Raw genomic sequence first — 18,174 nt, 5'->3', positions numbered from 1 at the left:
CAGACACATCCCACCTTAAATCGGAGCACACATAGCGCCGTTTTTACCTTGTGACTTGGAAAACGCCATTAAGGTTTGGATAGGGCCTTAGAGAGGAAGATCCAAGCGTGTGGATCAACACAATTGAATGTCGTTGGTTCGGCATCAAAGTTCTAATTTGGTTGGGTAAATCCAGCTCGCAGAAGTGTTGACCCCACCAAAGTTAATTCTGGAATTTTTATCGTTCATGCAACGGGATATGATGTGCGTTACTTTGGCCAACACCGGGTGACTTGGTCAATCAACCCGCAATGGGTTCAACCTCAATCTATTTCGACTGCACCTGATTTTCCCGCAGCGACCGCTTTTTCGCACATTGAAAAATTCCCCTTTCCAAAAAAAATCAATAGGTTGGGGGAAGATGATGACTAAATGAAAAGCCTGTTGTCCTTTCGCGTTGCAATCCACCTAACCGACGGGGTCGAATGCTTGTGACCTCTTTTGGCTCATATCGTCTGTCCACTATAGAATAAAGTCGCCAGTAAAATAGCCGCCAGCCATCGTGCCGACACCATCGTTTATCCGAACGGCGAGATCGATTGTGTTATCGTCGTCGACAAGACCATAGAGGCGCGTTTGGTCGCCTGAATTCTCAACCCAAAGCGCGCCTGCGCCTGCTGCGAGGCCCTGCGCCGTGGTGATCTCACCGAGGAAGGTAAAGCTCTGGTCTCCGCTGTTGGCGACATCGGCATCAATCAACGACACATCGATTATATCACCACCTGCGCTGCCAACCCCGTCAATGCCATCGATAACATCCGCACTACCAAAAGCGGAGTCCGAGGCGTTTTCGAAGACGAATGTATCGCTGTTGGCCTGACCGCGCAGGGTGTCTTGTCCGCTGCCGCCCTTCAGAATGTCATTGCCATTGCCACCTACCAGAACATCAGCCCCCGCTTCTCCATCAAGAAAGTCAAAGCCGTCGCCACCCCGCAGAATATCATTGCCAGTGCCGCCAAAGAGCTCGTCCGCTTGGCTGTTGCCATTCAGCACATCATTGCCCGCGCCGCCAAAGAGCAGGTCTTCGCTGGCGGAGCCGAACATCAGGTCATCCCCGTCGCCGCCAAAGAGCGTGTCATCTCCGCCGCCGCCCCGCAGAGTATCCGCACCGCCACCACCAATCAGCACGTCGATGCCAGTATCGCCGACAAGTGTGTCGTCGCCGCTACCGCCGTCGATCGTGTCGTCGCCCCCATTGCCACCGAGCATGTCGTCACCTGCGCCGCCAATGATAATATCGTCGCCGTTCCCCCCAAATGCCACGTCGTCACCGTCGCCGCCGTCAATCACGTCATTCCCGTCGGCACCGCGCAGAATGTCATCGCCACTGTCCCCGTTGAGCGTGTCGCTGCCAATATTGCCTTCCAGCAGGTCGTCACCGGCACCGCCGCTGATCGAATCTTCGCCCGGTCCTGCAAAAATGCGATCGTCACCGTCGCCGCCTTCGATTGTGTCGTTCCCTTCGCCCCCATTCAGCGTGTCATCGCCGGTACCGCCCAAGAGATTATCATCCCCGGCAAAACCCAGAATACGGTCATTGCCCCCAAAGCCGAACAAGTGATCATTGCCGCCATGGCCGATGATTGTATCGTCTGTTCCTAACCCCCCAAGCGCGATGGGATCGCCCTGGTCGTCAAAGAAGACGTCGGGCCGTGTCGCATCAAACACAATAGGTGTTTGGGTGGCCGGGTTTATGATGCGGACAACTTGCGTGACCGCCGGAGATGACAAAGTGCTGCCGTCTTGTATGGCACGCACGCTGAAACGGTCTTCGATGAATTCCGCGCCTGCGAAATCCACTTGCTCGTTCTGTCTGTACACGAATGAGCCGTCCGAGTTCAGATCCAGCGAGCCCAGCGTCGGTTGCTCTTCGACACTCAGGGTAAACGCATCGTCCTCTGCATCTGACGCGCTTATTGTCGCTTCCAAAACACCATTCGGTGAGAGCGGGTAGAGCAGGCGAGACACTTGCGGCGCGTCATCGACAGGCGTGATTTCGATGGTGATCACCTGTTCCGCTCGCCCATCACGTTCAGCAGGCGCATCGTCGCTTTGCGTGGTTTGATCCAGCTGGCGCAGGCCAAGACCGGTATCTGCCACATAGGCTACAGCCCCAACCGATCCTGTTGCGTTGTCAGCGGGGCGGTAGGCCAGGTCCGCAAGCTCCTCGGCGGTCAGCGTATCGCCTGCCACAACCTCTACGGGCATCAACATCGTCACCCCAAGCGCAAGAAAGCCAGGGTCGGGGCGCATGATGAACAGAGTTCCACTGTCTGGCACGTCTGTGATCGTGACGGTGATCGGGTCGCCGTCAGGGCTTACCGGCGCTGTGATGTTCAGCGATACGCCGTCCACGGGGGCTGTGCTTGGCAGGGTGGCGATGCGCGGCGCTTCGGGCTCTGGTGGATCGACGCGGGCATATTCCAACTGGTCCACCGCATTCCCGAACAGCTGCCCCGGAATAACCTGCAGCGCTTCCAACTCATCGGCGGAGAGGATGTCGCCGACGGCCACCGCGCCAGCAGCGGGCAGGGCGATCTGCGCTGTCTCTGGCAGTGTTTCTATGCGGAACGTCGCGCTTGCTGTGCGCTCTGCTGCCGAGACGTTGATGCCCAGATCGAAGGGATCGCGCGCGTCCTCCGTAATCGCCAACGTCTTGTCGGCATCTACCACCGGATCGGCTGCGTTGAGGCGTATCCGCTCGCCTGCAATCTCGATGAACTCAATATTGGTCAGGTCGTAAATGGCCGGGGATGCGGTGGCATCCTCCAGTGCCGCAAAATAGGCGTCTTCTTGCGTCAGGTCCACGGGACCGTCAAAAACCGATGTGCGGTTGGGACCTTCCGAGTCGGATTGGGTGAAGCTGCGCCCGGCTATGACCGCAGAGGTCTCAATCTGGCTTGGCGTGGCATCGACGGTAACCACTGCGCGGCCTGCGCCATCCGAGCGAAGGCTGACAAACGCATCCGGCGCGAAAATCACTGTATCCACGCCCTCTCCGCCATCGATGAACGTGGTGCGTTCGAACTCCGAGTGTCCCGTCAGTGCAGCATCGGGTAGTTCAGCAATGGTGACCATATCGTCACCAAGGCCAAGGTCGATATCGTGACCTACGCCGGAAAGATGCGCCGTATCAGCTCCTTCGCCCAGATCAGCAGCGACCGGAGCGCCTGCATCCGCCGTCAGCACATCATCTCCAGCACCCAGCGACAGTGTAACCAAGGGTGCCAGGGGGGTCGCCAGCTCGTCATAGACCGCAACAGTTTCGCTGAAGGTTTTCGTCTCTTCCGGCAGGGTAACGTCCAACAGCGGGTCCGGGTCAGGTATGGTAACGGCCGGAAACACATGGTCGACGTCAATCGTAATGGTGGCCGATGTCACGTCCACGGCCCCCGTTACCGTCACCGTATCCCCAAAGTCAGTGCTGACATAGGTCTCAAAGCCGACCGCCGTATCACCCGCAGCGTCGCCTGTGCCACCGCCCGTGTTGTCCAGCCGGACGCCAGCACCGTCGCGCAGCAGATTCAACGCAATGCCTTCGGACGCTAGCGCGTAGCTGGCCGTATCCGTGCCGCCGCGCCCGTCCATGGTGTCGGCTCCTCCGCCGCCCTCAATGCGGTTGTCGCGCCCGTCGCCGCTTATGATGTCATCGTTCGCCGTGCCCAGCACGTTTTCGATGCCATAAAGCGTTGCATTGACGTAAGAGCCCCTTGCGCTCGCGTCTTCACCCGGGTTGGTAAAGACTGCGGTGCCATAGACGACACGTTCCCCGGTGAAGGTGTTGATTGTGGTGTTGGTGGGTGCCACGTCCAGATCGACGATGGCGCGGGCCGCTGGCCCATCTGTCGGCAAGAAGTTGAGGCCCCGGTCAAAGCGTAGATCCAGCGTGTCGATCCCGTTGCCGCCCCAGAGAAACGAGCCCCAGTCAACGCGGGTATTTCCGGCACCGTCGACGTCGCCCGTCAGGGTCACGCGCGATGCGCTCGCCACATTGTCGTCAGGGTCCAGAGTCCGGAGACGCTCAAGAATGGTGGGGTTGTTCTGTGGCGCATTTGTCCCGCCGCGCCGACCAAAGGTTGGAACAGCGGTTTCGCCGGGTGGATCGGTCAGATCCCGCAGGGCCTGGCCCTCACCAAAGCCCAGAATGTCATCGCCCGCTGCGGCCTCGATGTAGTCGTCCCCACCGTTGCCGTAGAACGCCTCATCAGCGCCAGCACCGAAAAGCTCGTCGTCCTGCGCGGTGCCGATAATGCCTTCTACATTGGTGAAAGTATCGGTCGACAGGATACGCTCGTTAGAGGACAAGGAACCGATGGAGCGGATGTCGGACGAATAAAAGCTCGAGACAATTTCGCTGGACGACAGGCCGCTGACGGCATCGGCGATGAAGGTATTCAGCGAATCCCGACCGGTTCCATCTACGAAATCGTTGCTCGAAGCCAGCAATGATGCGCGCGTGAAGCCAAACTGCTCAAAGGTTTGAATGTTCACATTGCGCCAGTCCGTTGGTATGTTGAACAAGCCAAACTCGGTGTAGTTGTAGCGGCCCAACACGCTGACACTGGTGAAGATGGCATTGCTGTTGAGGTCATCCTCGACCATCTGGGCCACACCATCGGCCATGCGCACGCGCAGGAACTGCTCTACCGGTGAGGTATAGGTGAATGTCCCGGTGCGATCTATGTTATTGTCTTGAAAAGGTAAGATACCGCGTGGATCGCGGTCAACAAAGCGCACAGTCCCAGTGACAGATCCGGTGGCGAAACGCACGCCGCCCTCGAATCCGCCCAGCAAGTCAAACCCGTCGCCGCCATCAAATGTGTTAGTACCGAAGACTTGCCCCTCTTCGGCGCGCAAGAGCAGGTCGTTGCCGTCTTGTCCAGAAATTGTATCGTTGCCAGCGCCTGCGACGATACGGTCATCACCCGCGCCGCCCTCAATGGTCATGCTGCGGTCGCCGCCACGGAACAGATCGTTGAACGCCGAGCCTTCGATCCGTTCGATGTTGATGAGCACATCACCCTGTGCCTCGCCACGAAAGCCCAGCATCTGAGCGCCGGGCACTTCGCGGATAAAAATCGATGTGGTGCTGTCGGCGTAGCTGACCGTATCTGTCCCGGAACCACCGTCCAGCACATCCGCGCCCAGACCCCCGATCAGACGGTCATTGCCACCACCGCCCAGCAGAGTATCCACGCCGCCGCGTCCGATCAGAACGCCATCGCCTGAGCCATCTTGTACCCTGTTGGCCCCGTCATCACCCGCCAAAGTTGCGGCACCGCTGCCCAACTGGATAATGTTCTCGAACCCGGTAAAGGTTGCGCCAAGCGGCCCTGAAGGCACTTGTAAATCCACGTCTCCGGTCAAGGCGAGGGTGTCCGTACCCGCTCCGCCCAAGAGGGTCATGCCCGGCGCAAGATCCGCCAGACCGCCGCTGTTCGCTATGGTGAACAGGTCGTCGCCATCGCCCAGATCTACGGTCATAGGCGCGGCATCTACACTGCGCAGAGCAAGCCCGGAGACCTCGACCACATCGTCACCGCCCAGCAGCGCGACCTCACGCAATGTATCCAGTTCGGGCCCGACCAATATCTGCATCCGCAAGACATCGGCTGAATCGGTCAGGCGCCAACGCTCCACGTTGCTGACTTCTGTGATCGCGCCTGCGGTACCAGCGCTGGTCACTTCGGCTACGGTCTCAATCCCGCCATCCAGCGTTGCATCAACCCCCGCGCGCGCGCCCGACGGCAGCAGACCCGCGTAAGCTGTGGTCAGAACCTGGCCGTTCAAATCACTGAAATCTACCAGATCAATGCCCGCGCCTCCGTCAACGCTGTCCGCGCCCTCGCCCGGAAACAGCGTGTCATCGCCCTCCAGACCCAACAACCGATCGTCACCTGCAAGCCCGACGATAACATCAGCTTGCGCTGTGCCCAGCAACTCAGGGTTTCCGTTCAAGTCGGCCAGTATCTGTTCGGCCTCCGCCAGATCAGCGTTTGCATCATTGAGCGTTTGGATCAGGCCGTCACGCTCAGCCACAAGTGCATTGCGCACTGCAAGTGCATTTGCGGTGTTAGCTTGCGCCTGCTCGAAAGCATCCCTGCTTTCCTGAAGTTGTGCTGCGGTGATAAGGCCAAAGTTGAACAACTGAATATTGCGCTGCAAGGTCGCTTGGGCGACCGCCTCCACCGCATTTGCCTGTGCTAACTGAGCCTCAGCAGGGGGCACGGCAGCAATGGCCGGGGGAATCAACGGTGTGGTTTCATCGATCACGACCTGAGCGTCGGCGGCTTGCTGTGTCGCATCGGCGACGGCGACAGGGTCGATCTCGTCCGCGGCTACCTTGTCGTCATCTTCCGTACCGACAATGGCACCCGGCGCAAGTTCGCCCTGAGCCTCATCGCCGCCCAGCAAAAAGGATGAGGTCGTCCGGCTGTCAGTGATCGAGAATGTCTCGTCAAATAGCGTAATGATATCCGCATTAAACAGCGGAATGATCTCGTCAAACAGTGGCCCAACGCCCAGGTCAAGGCCGACCCCAACCGAGAAAGGTCCCAGATCGACGCTGGCGTTGAACCCGGCTTCGAACTCCAGTCCCGACAGCAAAAGAGACAGATCGAACTCCAACCCGGTCTTGCTCCGTATGATTGGGCGCGCCTCGGTCTCGACCTCGACGAAGATCTGCTCACCGCCATAGACCACATTCAGGGCCGACAGATCGGTCAGGAAATCAGTTTCGGTCAACCCCGCCGGTGTTTCAACATCCACCAGACGAAAGACGGTCGCGTCCGGGTCAAAGTCCAACGGGATAACTTCGGTCGTTTCTGGCCCGTCGATCTGGCTGCTGATGATATAGCCAAACTGCACGCCGGTCAGATCAAGGTCGACATTTTGGTTTTCGCCCAGTTGTGGCGCGGATTCGATGATAGGCGTATCGCCCAAAGCATCCAGCGGCTGGAACGCCCCGCCATCGCGGCTGATGCCCAGCACGCCTGATACGCCCCCCACGTCGCCTGTAAAGGCACCGGGAATGGCGCGCTCAAGGTCAACGAATAACGCGATGTCGCGCGCCACTTGCGTGGATTGGGCGGCCAGTTCCGACAACCGCTGCGCCACAGCATCGCTGGTAAACGAACCGGATGCATCAAAGAGCAATTGCTTTTTCGTCTGCGCGACCTGTACGGCAACCGCGTCGCCCTTTTCGCCCTCCGGCGTCGTCTCGAAGAACGATACTTTTGTTGCAATTTCAGGCGTCAGTTCGAACTCTTGCGCCAGTGGGAAAGCGGCACGAAGTTCCACGTCAAGCAAGTTATAGTAGAAATCGATGGCCAACTCAAAGGGGCTGGCGTCCTCGTCGCTTTCGCCATTGTTGCTGTTAAAGAGCTCCCACCCCAATTCAAGTGGTGGAAAGGCCCCGCCGGTGGCAAGCGTGGTAAGGCCATCCAGATCCAGAACCAGTGCTGCCAGATCATCCTTGTCGCCGCGGCCCGTTTCATCGTCCTGTATCACGCCGTTGACCACGCGCTTATCGGGATCAGCGACGTAAACGCCGTCAACTTCCTTGGACGTGACGTTGATGTTGGGTACGAATAATTCGATCCGGCCGATGTCGATCTCGGGGCGCTCGGGCACGCGGCCGGTGGGTTGCTCGCCGGTCACATCGGTGTCGCTACCCGCGCGGTCCGACGGCAGGGTTGTGTCAAAAAAGGCATTGAGCGGCACGGAGATGCCAGCGAACTCGCCGTTTTCGTTCTCGATCGGATCAAGACCCAGAAGGCTGATAATCGTTTGTGTGCCGACGCCCAGTATGTTGAGCGGGTCCGCACCGCCCTCGTCATCCGTACGCGCGGTATCCACAGAAATCAGCGGAATCGATGAAGAGGCTTCGAAATCAACAGGCGTGAACGTTGTGTTCGCCCCGAGCACACCGACCTCAGCCCCAAGAACGACATCAAGCTCGTTGATCAGGTTCATCTCAAAAATCAGACTGGGAAACCGGGTCTGAAACCCGGTATCAGAACTTGCACCAGGATTGAAATTCGTATCAAAAAACAGATCAACCAGATCGCCTGAAGCAACATCCGGTGCAAGCGTGGGATAGGCCACCACCAAATCGTAAGGTAAAACGGCAGCGATCTGGCCCGCTGTGATAATTTCAGGATCGTCTGGGTCGTCTGCGCCTTTCTCCAGCCCGGCGATTATCTCGAGGCCCAGACGCGCGCCCAACTCGCCGAATAATCGCGCCCGCAGTACCTCGGTCTCGCCCAGAAAGGGCAAATCAAGCACCACGGGACCGCCGACACTGAACGGGGTCGTTCGTAATTCATCACCGCCGATGCCAAAGAACATGGGCTCGATCGGATCACCACCGGCGCCGGGGCCAAACTGGCTGTCTTTTGGTGTAAAAGTTACCGTGGTGGCGACGACATTATAGTTGCTGCCGAAATACGAAAGGGCCATGACTGTCTCCCTGTCCGGGGTATTTTTTCCGAGGTCAAATTACTCGGCAACGTCAGCCCGGGTTATAAAAATGGCTTTGCGAGATCCCGCATTGGGGAGCATCTCTATGAATTTAATTATTATTTCGAATGAGGCTATTTAGCCGTTAACGTTGTGTCAACACAGTTTGGGCCGGTGCCAGACCTGTTTGTGGCCATTTCGGGTGCCACCACCGGCCAATGTTCTAGCGGTTCGTGCAGACCTGTTGCCTTAGTCGTGTTAAACGGTTCCTGATCGTTAAAACCTGCTCTGTCCCCGTGTATCGTATCGGCTCACCTGCGCGGTCAAACTCGCTTCAAGCAGCGTGGACATCGATGCTGCCATGGAACCAAATAGCCGTGGAGACTTGGCATTCATCAAAAGGCACTGGAACAGATGAGACGTCGCTGGTGCCGTATCCGAGCGCTGGGCTTCGAGCAAATCAGACAAAGAGGCTGTTCAACAGTCGGCGCCCACCAACATCTTTCTTGTCTGGCAGGGCCGGTCACTTGCGAAGCCGGATCTACATGCCCAAGGCATACGCGCGTCTGACTGGCCCAAGTTTAACGTGCCAGTTCTGCTCACAATATCCAGGATTGAAATCGGAAACTTTTGACGAACTTTCGTGTAGGAGGCTTGGTTATTTCGATACACAAATGTTGGGTCGGAAATTTGGACAAATTCGACGTCTTGATAGAATTCTTATGGGAGAAGTGATGGGCTTTACTGAAGGTGCTGTTCGTGTCCAGTTGCCAAGGGTTCTCTAAGTGCCTCAGTCCGTCAGTCCGATCCATTCCAGAGGATGCGCTGGCAGCGAAGGCGGAAAAAGTAGACCGCAATTATAAAAAAACAGGCCGCCGCCGAGTGACTTCCACGCGAGAGCCGATAGCGCCAGCGGCACCAAATACACTGAGTTTCATGGGAGTTTTCCTTTAGGCCGGGGCTTGGGTGAAAAATTTCGGGAGGAGAGTTAGGGGGAGGGACGCGTCCTGCACGTTGGCCAGGGCTGTGGATGAGATTTCAACGTCGATGTTGGCAGAGCGACATCGCGCAATGGCCAGCACGCCTTCTGGTCCCAATCATGTGCTCAAGTATTTTCGAACCGTCTGGAACCATGCTCGCCGCATTCATTATTTGCCAGAAAGTCAAGCGATGGCAATCGAGTGGTACATCGAAATGCCAAAAGGACAGATAATTGAAGGCTTACGAAATTGGTAGTATAGGATTGATGCGTTGCGTAATCACCCAAGACAGCAAAGAGCGCGATGGCGTCGCTCAAATCCGTAGAATTGGTTTTGGGTCCTTTCTGGCACTTGCGTCACATGGGTAATTCGCGCCGTGTTCGGCAAAAAAACTATTGCCAAAGCTGGGACGTAAGGTTTGAGTCTTGGTTGCTGGTGTTTTTGAGCGGCTTGATAGTTGCGACGCGACGGTCGCATCTCATCTGTTTTGGCAAAACTAGCTCTTTCCCAAAACGGGTGATTGTGAGCCCTAGCGTGCATTCAACTCAGGGCTGGTCGGCTTGGGTGAGAAGGGCAAATCCGTCCGTTGACTAGTTGCGTGTTTTGGTTCTGTAGGATTGGATTGTGACAGTGTAGTCCGCCGTTCGCCGCACTGCATGCAAAGATCAGGTTGGGCTCACATCGGACTTGCGGCGATGCAGCAGCAGGCTTGCAGCGAATCCGCGTCGGGAACCTGCTGCCAGATGGCGGCAGGCAGCCCAAAGCAGACCCATGGTCTTAGACGCGAATTTACGATAGCGGACCTTCACTACGCGGGTCGCGAACTCACTCAATGCGGGACTTTCCCGCCTTTCGCTGCGGCTGCGCCAATGTCTGTTTTTGTTATTTCGGCCGATAATGTTCGACTTTTTTTGTCTCTGGCTCAGCAGGACGGCCATCAAATGCAATAGGTGCCACTACTGCAAAAAACCCTAAAGCAAAGCGGGTCCGGCAAAGTGTTATGGGTTCACCGCCACCAGCTGAGGCATCTCCCAGCTACCATCGATGATCTCTTGTTCGGGACGGTAGAGACGCATCAGATACTTCCAGTTTTCAGGTAAGTAGAGGTAATTTGGTTGGTCAGGGTCGCCACCGAAGTGGATTATCACGCTACCATCCTCCTCGGTTTGTGCTGTTAGGTTGTTCACAGTGTAAGCGTCGTGTTCGTTTTCCACGAAAAAGCCGTCTTTGTTGTAGACGCTCAGTGACCAGAAGCCATCAACCGGGACATCTTTCATGGTCATCGTGAAGGCTTGCTTGCCATTATTCTGGTCAGGGACCGACGGAAAATAAACAGCCGCTTCGCGAGGGTTTCCACCCCAGCCAATGGCAGTTCCGATCAGGAAGTTGACGGGGTCAATCTCATTTTCATCGGCGAACCTTCCAAATGTATCCGGTTCGTACTCGGCAAGTGGTTTGAGCTTGGCACGCAAGTCGTCAAGGGTTGTCTTGTCCCAATCCGTGAGCTCTAGCGAGCCCGGGTCTGACTGGCTAACAGAAATACTGTCTTGTGCGGCGTGTGCCAGCTTGATGTCAGCGTCATTGTTTATGTCCACTAGCGTTCGCACAAGCACGGTGGCATAGCGCGAGCCCATTCGCTCTTGTGTCAGTTCGAAGGAGGTGGGCGCGTGTTCGACACCTTTTACAAAGTTCTTCTGGTTGATGATCAAGAATGATTGAAATCTGCCATCGTCGTTTTCCGCTGTGATCGTTACTGGTTCCGACAAGTCAAATACGGCGCTTGAATATAGCGTGTCCCGGTTCATTTGCACCACTGTTTGAGCGTCAATCGGAGTCAACTCACGTTCGTGAGTCATTTCGCCCAAGGCGCCCTGCGCGACGATTGCCTTGAAATATGTCTCTGTCTCTGCCTGTGGGAAATTTCTGACGTTTACGCGCTCTTGAGCGAATAACGACGTGCCTAGCACGAGGCCAAGTGCCACCGAAATTGAGACCACAGTACGACAAACCATAAAATCTCCTCCAAATCATCAAGGAGAAGGATGACATAAGCCTTTTTCAGAAACCAGTCTGATCTTGTCGTTTCTTTGGGCGATAGCCAAATTAGCGGACGTTGGTGCGCGGTGCAGCATCCAGTACGTTGGTCTCTCACCCGTCATTCGCCGCACGCAACACGAAAGTCCGCTGTCGGGAAACGGGCCAAACTTTGCAAAGGTCGCTATCTGCGCATAGCTCCCGCTTAAACAGTTCGACCAGTTCGCAACTCCTGACGGAAACTGTCAGATGACAGCAGTCAGCCTGAAGCGGACGTTGGCAGGGTCAGATCGACTATCTGTCGGTGGAAGTATTTGGTGTGCCTCGACAAACCGGAATCCTTCTGTGGGTCAGTACCTGCAACAATGGCGCGTCGGTCACTTCCTGCGTGAGCGTCCGGTCAGACCGCCTTATGGGGCGGTTTTCCATGGCAGTAGATCATCGACCCTGAACTTCTGATCCGAATGCTGTTGGTTGTGTACTGCTTCGGCATCCGTTCCGAACGGCGGCTGTGTGAAGAGGTGCATCTGAACCTCGCCTACCGGTGGTTTTGCTGTCTTGATCTGAATGATCGCGTTCCGGATCACTCGACCTTCTCCAAGAACCGTCATGGCCGTTTTCGCGAGAGCGAACTGCTCCGACATCTATTTGAGACAACGGTGGCACGGTGCATTGAGGAAGGTCTCGTCAGTGGCCAGCGCATGGCAATCGATGCCAGCCTGATCGAAGCCGATGCGAACAAGCAGAACTCGACACCCAAGGAAGATTGGGACGCATTGACCATTGATCCAACCGACGCGCCGCGTGCCGTGCGCGCGTATCTCGACACATTGGATGAGGCGGCATTCGGAGCAGCGAGCGAGGTTCAGCCCAAGTTCACCTCGCATTCCGATCCGGCGAGCCAGCGGACAGTAGCACGCAATTGCCCAGCGTTCTTTAGTTATTCGGACAACTACCTGATCGACACAACCACGGCGTCATTGTCGACGTGGAAGCCACCCGCTCAATCCGCCAGGCCGAGGTTGGATCTACCAAGACCATGCTCAACCGGGCAAAGGCCAATTTCGATCTGCATCCGGAGCGGCTGATTGCAGACACCGCCTACGGCACTTGGTCTCGTGCACACTTTGAATGGGACGCGGAGAACGACCAATACATCTGCCCAGAAGGTCATGCCCTCAGGAAGTTCCGCCGAAACTACTCCGACCCGAACCGTGGGCCGACTGGCAAAGGCACTGCGCGCTATCGTGCTCTCAAAGAGGTCTGCCAGGCTTGCCCGTCCAAAGCCAAGTGCTGCCCGAACGCCGATGCCCGCAAGATCACTCGAGAAGAAACCGAAGACGCATGCCAGGTTGCGCGCGACATTGCCAAGACCAAGCGATACGTCATCTCGATGAAGCTGAGAAAAAAGGTCGAGATGCTCTTTGCCCACCTCAAACGCATTCCTGGCTTGGGACGCCTCCGATTACGAGGCCCATGCGGCGCAAACGACGAATTCCTCCTCGCCGCAACCGCCCAAAACCTCCGCAAACTGGCCAAGATCTTTCCCGCACCGCAGCAAACGCAAAAGGCCCAATCAGAAAGGCGCTCGTGTGCAGTTCAAGCCGCAACTTTCTGCGCCAGCAACACGTTGTTTTTTTCCACAGAATCGGCCGAAAGTGACTGTCAACAAGTCTACAATCACAATCATTCAGTGATGCCACTTGACGCCCACATAGCTATGAAATAATACCTAACTTCGTTCAGCGGGCGTTGTGTAGTGGTAAGACCTTAGCCTTCCAAGCTAATGACGCGGGTTCGATTCCCGCCGCCCGCTCCAGAGATTTACTAATTAATTCATGATATTGCGCCAGGCCAAGTGGATCTGGTGCGATAGACAGAGTCGCTACACTCCAACAACAACATCAAGCCGCGATTGCAGTTGCACTTTAGGCATCGCAGTCGAATGAAAAAACGTTCCCACCTGAGGGTAAGTGCGACTTGCTGAGATGCAGTGAGGCGCTCTGATCCTTGGAAGATTACTTCTTGGAGTGAGCCCTCGGCTTTTCGCTTTGCGACGCATGTATTTTCGAATTTCATCTGCGTATTTACCCGCCGCGGACGATCTGCGAAGGGCCGCTTGCGGTGTCCGGTAGCGTCGGCAAAATCCGCGGTAAGCGTCACAACGCAGGTCAGCGGGTCAAGAAAACCAAAAGCATCAGGAACAGCCTGTTGAATGTTCGCCCGGACCGAGTCCAAACAAATGCACCGTGACCCGCTACCCAACGACCTGACGGCAAAACACCATTCAGTGGAAAAAGAAAGTCGCCAGAGATCATCGCTGCTCAAACCACGTCTCATTGAAACGGCTGCGCCCAATCGCGCTGCTTACCGTCTGACAGGATTTCGGTCCAGCGCCGATCCAGACCATACCGCAAGCGACCAGAGATCGGAGTCCAACGGCGCGTATGAAAGGCAGGTTGCCTTGGTCCGGAAGGTCTCGTCACCGCGCGTGCAGGCTGGGACAGATGTCGGCCTGCGTTTGTCGACTTGAACCCCCGTGGGGGCAAGCCGGATCACACGAAAATTGCCAGGACAGCGATCAATCCAGAGAAATTTGGATGCTGGATCACGGCTCGACATTCGGGATGGGGGCAATTCCAAATTTCGCTGACAAGCCAACCCGCTGACGACCTCATCTCACCGCCGCCTTATGATTTGGTACAGAATCAATCCGCGGCATTTCGGCTCCATCCAAATAGTTAACACCTGCCAAGCCTTGACCCTTGGCGCGCGGGCCGCCATGAAATGTGTTAAGAAATAGAGGACCCGCCATGGCTCGAACGACGACCCCGGTTCCCGCAGCGCCGGGCAAGACTGAAGAACGCGCCAAATCGCGCCAGATCGGCGCGCTTTCCGCGCTGCTGCCTTTCGTGTGGCCATACCGCGGACTGTTGATTGCAGCCATTGGCGCTCTGGTAACCACTGCCGTAATATCTTTGACGCTGCCTTTGGCAGTCCGCCGTGTGGTTGATAATTTTGACACCGCGAATTCTCATATTCTGGATCAGTATTTCGCCGCAGCACTCGGTATCGCGGCGCTTCTGGCGATTGGCACGGGCCTACGCTACGCGCTGGTCACGCGCTTGGGCGAACGGGTTGTGGCCGACATCCGCAAGGCGGTTTTTGATCGTGTGATCGGCATGAGTCCGGCTTTTTATGAAAAGGTCATGACCGGTGAGGTATTGAGCCGGATCACCACGGATACAACGCTGATCCTGTCCGTGATCGGGTCATCGGTTTCTATCGCTCTGCGCAATCTGTTGATCTTTGTGGGCGGGCTGGCCTTGATGATGCTGACCTCGGCGAAATTGACGGGGCTTGTACTCCTGATTGTGCCGGCGGTGATTGTGCCCATTCTGGTGCTGGGGCGTCGCTTGCGCTTCCTGAGTCGCGAAAATCAGGACTGGATCGCTGCGTCATCGGCCAATGCGTCTGAGGCTCTGAGCGCGGTGCAGACCGTGCAGGCCTTCACCCATGAAACTGCCAGCCGGGCCGAGTTTTCCGAAGTGACCGAACTGTCTTATGACGCCGCACGCCGCCGTGTCACGACGCGGGCCTTGATGACCGTGATTGTGATTTTTCTGGTGTTTGCGGGCATTGTCGGCGTGCTCTGGATTGGTGCGCGGGACGTCCGCGCGGGTGACATGTCGCAAGGGGCCTTGGTGCAATTCGTGATCTATGCGGTCATGGTTGCGGGGGGTGTTGCGGCCTTGTCCGAGATTTGGGGAGAGTTGCAACGCGCCGCCGGTGCCACCGAACGATTGGTCGAGCTGTTGCAAACCGAAGACACCGTTTTGGATCCGGACAAAGGCGTGGATTTACCGGCAACCGTAAGCGGCCGCATTGCCTTTGAAGATGTCACCTTTGCCTATCCGTCACGGCCCAAGATCAACGCACTTGACCATGTGAGTTTACAAATCGAGCCCGGTGAGACCGTGGCTTTTGTGGGCCCATCGGGGGCGGGTAAAACAACAATCATTCAGATGCTGTTGCGGTTTTACGATCCAACCTCGGGCCAGATCACACTGGATGGGGTGAATCTGAGCGATCTGCGGCGGGATACCTTTCGCAAGGCGGTTGCGCTTGTGCCGCAGGATCCGGTGATCTTTGCCGCCTCTGCGCGCGACAATATTCGTTTTGGACGTCCCGGTGCCACGGACGCGGAGATCGAAACCGCCGCCAAGGCCGCTGCGGCGCATGATTTCATTACCGCGCTGCCAGATGGGTATGATGCCTATCTCGGAGAGCGGGGCGTAATGCTGTCGGGCGGACAAAAGCAGCGGATTGCGATTGCCCGTGCCATTTTGCGCGACGCCCCTGTGTTGTTGCTGGATGAGGCAACAAGCGCACTGGATGCAGAAAGCGAACGCGCCGTCCAGGCGGCGGTGGATATCTTGAGCAAAGGACGCACGACCCTCATTGTCGCGCATCGGCTTGCCACCGTTAAAAAAGCCGACCGGATTGTAGTGATGGATCAGGGCCGTGTGGTCGCCAGCGGGCCGCATGACGCGTTGGTTGCCGAGGACGGGCTTTATGCGCGGCTGGCGCGGTTGCAATTCACCGATGGTATTGCTGCGGAATAGGCAGTTCTGCACCAACCGCGCCCGTGACGCAGCGTTGCGCAGCGGTGGATGCCCATTGCAAAGCTTGCACTGAAACGCATTAGGCCCCATCTTCCTTGCCAATGATAAAACGCCTGAAATCGGGCGGTTTGGGAGGAATTTGAATGAGTTTTGCCGGGATTGAGGATCGCGATGCGATAGAGGCCGAAATGCCATGGACGGATCGTGAGCTGCCAAAAACGCTTTATGGGCTGCTGAGCGAGACGGCCGGAAAGTTCCCGAACCACAATGCCGTCAGTTACCAGATTTTTTCTGGCCCCAAAGACCGCGCGGAAACCATCAAATGGTCCGCACTCAAAGAGCAGGTCACCCAGACCGCAAACCTGTTTCGCAGCCTTGGGGTCACCGAAACCGATGTGGTGGCTTATGTCTTGCCAAATGCCAATGAAACCGTTCTGGCATTGCTGGGCGGGGCTGTGGCAGGCATCGTCAACCCGATCAATCCCCTGCTGGATGCCGAACAGATCGGCTCCATCCTGCGTGAAACGAACGCCAAGGTCGTGGTGACACTGCGCCCGTTCCCCAAGACGGACGTGGCCGATAAAACAGCTGAGGCCGTGGCGCTGGCGCCGAATGTCACCACCGTGCTTGAGGTCGATTTGCTGCGCTATCTGACCCCGCCCAAGTCGTGGATTGTGCCGCTGATCCGGCCCAAGCGGACGGTCCAGAACCACGCGAAATACCTGGATTTTCGCGCCGAGGTGGCCAGGCAGCCCAAGGTTCTGAGTTTCGAAGACATTCAGGAAGATCGTGTTGCCTGCTATTTTCACACCGGCGGCACGACCGGCATGCCCAAGGTGGCACAGCACCGATATTCCGGGCTGATTTACAACGGTTGGCTGGGCACGAAACTGTTGTTTTCCGAGGAAGACAACATCATCTGTCCGCTGCCGCTGTTTCATGTCTTTGCCTGCCATGTCATCCTGATGGCGGCCGTGACCTCGGGCGCGCATGTGGTCTTTCCAACCCCACAGGGATATCGCGGCGAAGGGGTCATGGACAATTTCTGGAAGCTGGTAGAGCGCTGGAAGATCACCTTTGTGATCACGGTGCCCACTGCGATTTCCGCGAAGATGCAGCGCCCGATTGATGCGGACGTCAGCACCGTGAAAACCGCGTTTTCAGGCTCGGCTCCTTTGCCGCTTGAACTCTTCCGCCGTTTTGAAAAGGCCACTGGCGTGACATTGGTCGAAGGGTATGGGCTGACCGAAGCGACCTGTCTTGTGTCCTGCAATCCAGTGGACGGACCCAAGAAGGTCGGCAGCATCGGCGTGCCATTGCCCTATTGCCAGGTGAAGATATTCAAGGAAACGCCAAATGGTCCCATTGAAGCGGATACCGATGAGATTGGCGAAATCTGCGTGGCCAATCCCGGTGTGTTTGTGGGCAATACTTATACCGAAGAGGATAAAAACAAGGATCTCTATTACGGCAATCATCTGCGTACAGGGGATCTTGGCCGGGTTGATCCGGATGGATATCTCTGGATCACCGGGCGGGCAAAGGATTTGATCATTCGGGGTGGGCACAACATTGACCCGGCAGAGATCGAGGAGGCTTTGCTGCATCATAAGGCCGTGGCTTTTGCCGGGGCGATTGGTCAGCCTGATGCGCATTCCGGCGAGGTGCCCTGCGCCTTTGTCGAACTGGTGGACGGCGCGAGCGTTTCCGAGGAAGAACTCTTGGCCTTTTGCAAGGAACATGTGCACGAACGGGCCGCACAACCCAAACACATGACGGTCCTGCAAGAACTGCCAAAGACTGCGGTGGGCAAGATCTTCAAACCGGATTTACGCAAGATGGCGATCACGCGAATTTACAATGCAGCCCTTGAAAATGCGGGCGTCAGCGCGCGGGTGGTGTCGGTTGTCGATGATAAAAAACGCGGGTTGCTCGCGCAGATCGAACCCAATGGCACAGGCGAAGATGCGATTTCCGACGCGCTCAGCGCGTTTGTGCGCCCATGGGAACTGGCCAGCAGCGCCGTTGCCGCCTGA

Annotated in this window: 5 protein-coding genes, 1 tRNA gene and 1 pseudogene; 4 read left to right on the top strand and 3 right to left on the bottom strand. The window is 56.8% G+C overall.

Annotated elements, in window-relative coordinates:
• Nucleotides 1–501: 501 nt before the first annotated feature.
• From R8G34_07625 to R8G34_07615, 3 genes are all read right to left on the bottom strand, one after another.
• Entirely contained in the window at nt 502–8,499 is a 7,998-nt protein-coding gene (locus R8G34_07625; protein MDW3222747.1) for a calcium-binding protein, read from the bottom strand.
• Nucleotides 8,500–10,144: 1,645 nt separating this feature from the next.
• Nucleotides 10,145–10,417 (bottom strand): hypothetical protein, encoded by a 273-nt coding sequence (locus R8G34_07620; GenBank protein ID MDW3222746.1) that lies wholly within the window; start codon nt 10,415–10,417, stop codon nt 10,145–10,147.
• 60 nt (nt 10,418–10,477) lie between these two features.
• Nucleotides 10,478–11,491 carry a DUF1214 domain-containing protein gene (locus R8G34_07615; GenBank protein ID MDW3222745.1) on the bottom strand — a complete coding sequence of 338 codons (1,014 nt, stop codon included), beginning with the start codon at nt 11,489–11,491 and terminating at the stop codon, nt 10,478–10,480.
• A gap of 462 nt (nt 11,492–11,953) precedes the next feature.
• Here R8G34_07615 and R8G34_07610 point away from each other — a divergent pair.
• From R8G34_07610 to R8G34_07595, 4 genes and pseudogenes are all read left to right on the top strand, one after another.
• Nucleotides 11,954–13,086 (top strand): annotated as a pseudogene (locus tag R8G34_07610) (IS1182 family transposase).
• Between the two features lie 172 nt (nt 13,087–13,258).
• Nucleotides 13,259–13,332 (top strand) — tRNA-Gly (locus R8G34_07605).
• A gap of 994 nt (nt 13,333–14,326) precedes the next feature.
• Entirely contained in the window at nt 14,327–16,138 is a 1,812-nt protein-coding gene (locus tag R8G34_07600; GenBank protein ID MDW3222744.1) for an ABC transporter transmembrane domain-containing protein, read from the top strand.
• A 143-nt stretch (nt 16,139–16,281) separates the two neighbouring features.
• Nucleotides 16,282–18,174, top strand: a complete 1,893-nt coding sequence (locus tag R8G34_07595; GenBank protein MDW3222743.1) for an acyl-CoA synthetase — start codon at nt 16,282–16,284, stop codon at nt 18,172–18,174.

Source organism: Paracoccaceae bacterium (genome assembly GCA_033344815.1).
GTDB lineage: Bacteria > Pseudomonadota > Alphaproteobacteria > Rhodobacterales > Rhodobacteraceae > Roseobacter.
Note: the sequence above shows the minus strand (reverse complement) of the source record. Positions and strands in the feature narration are given on the sequence as shown.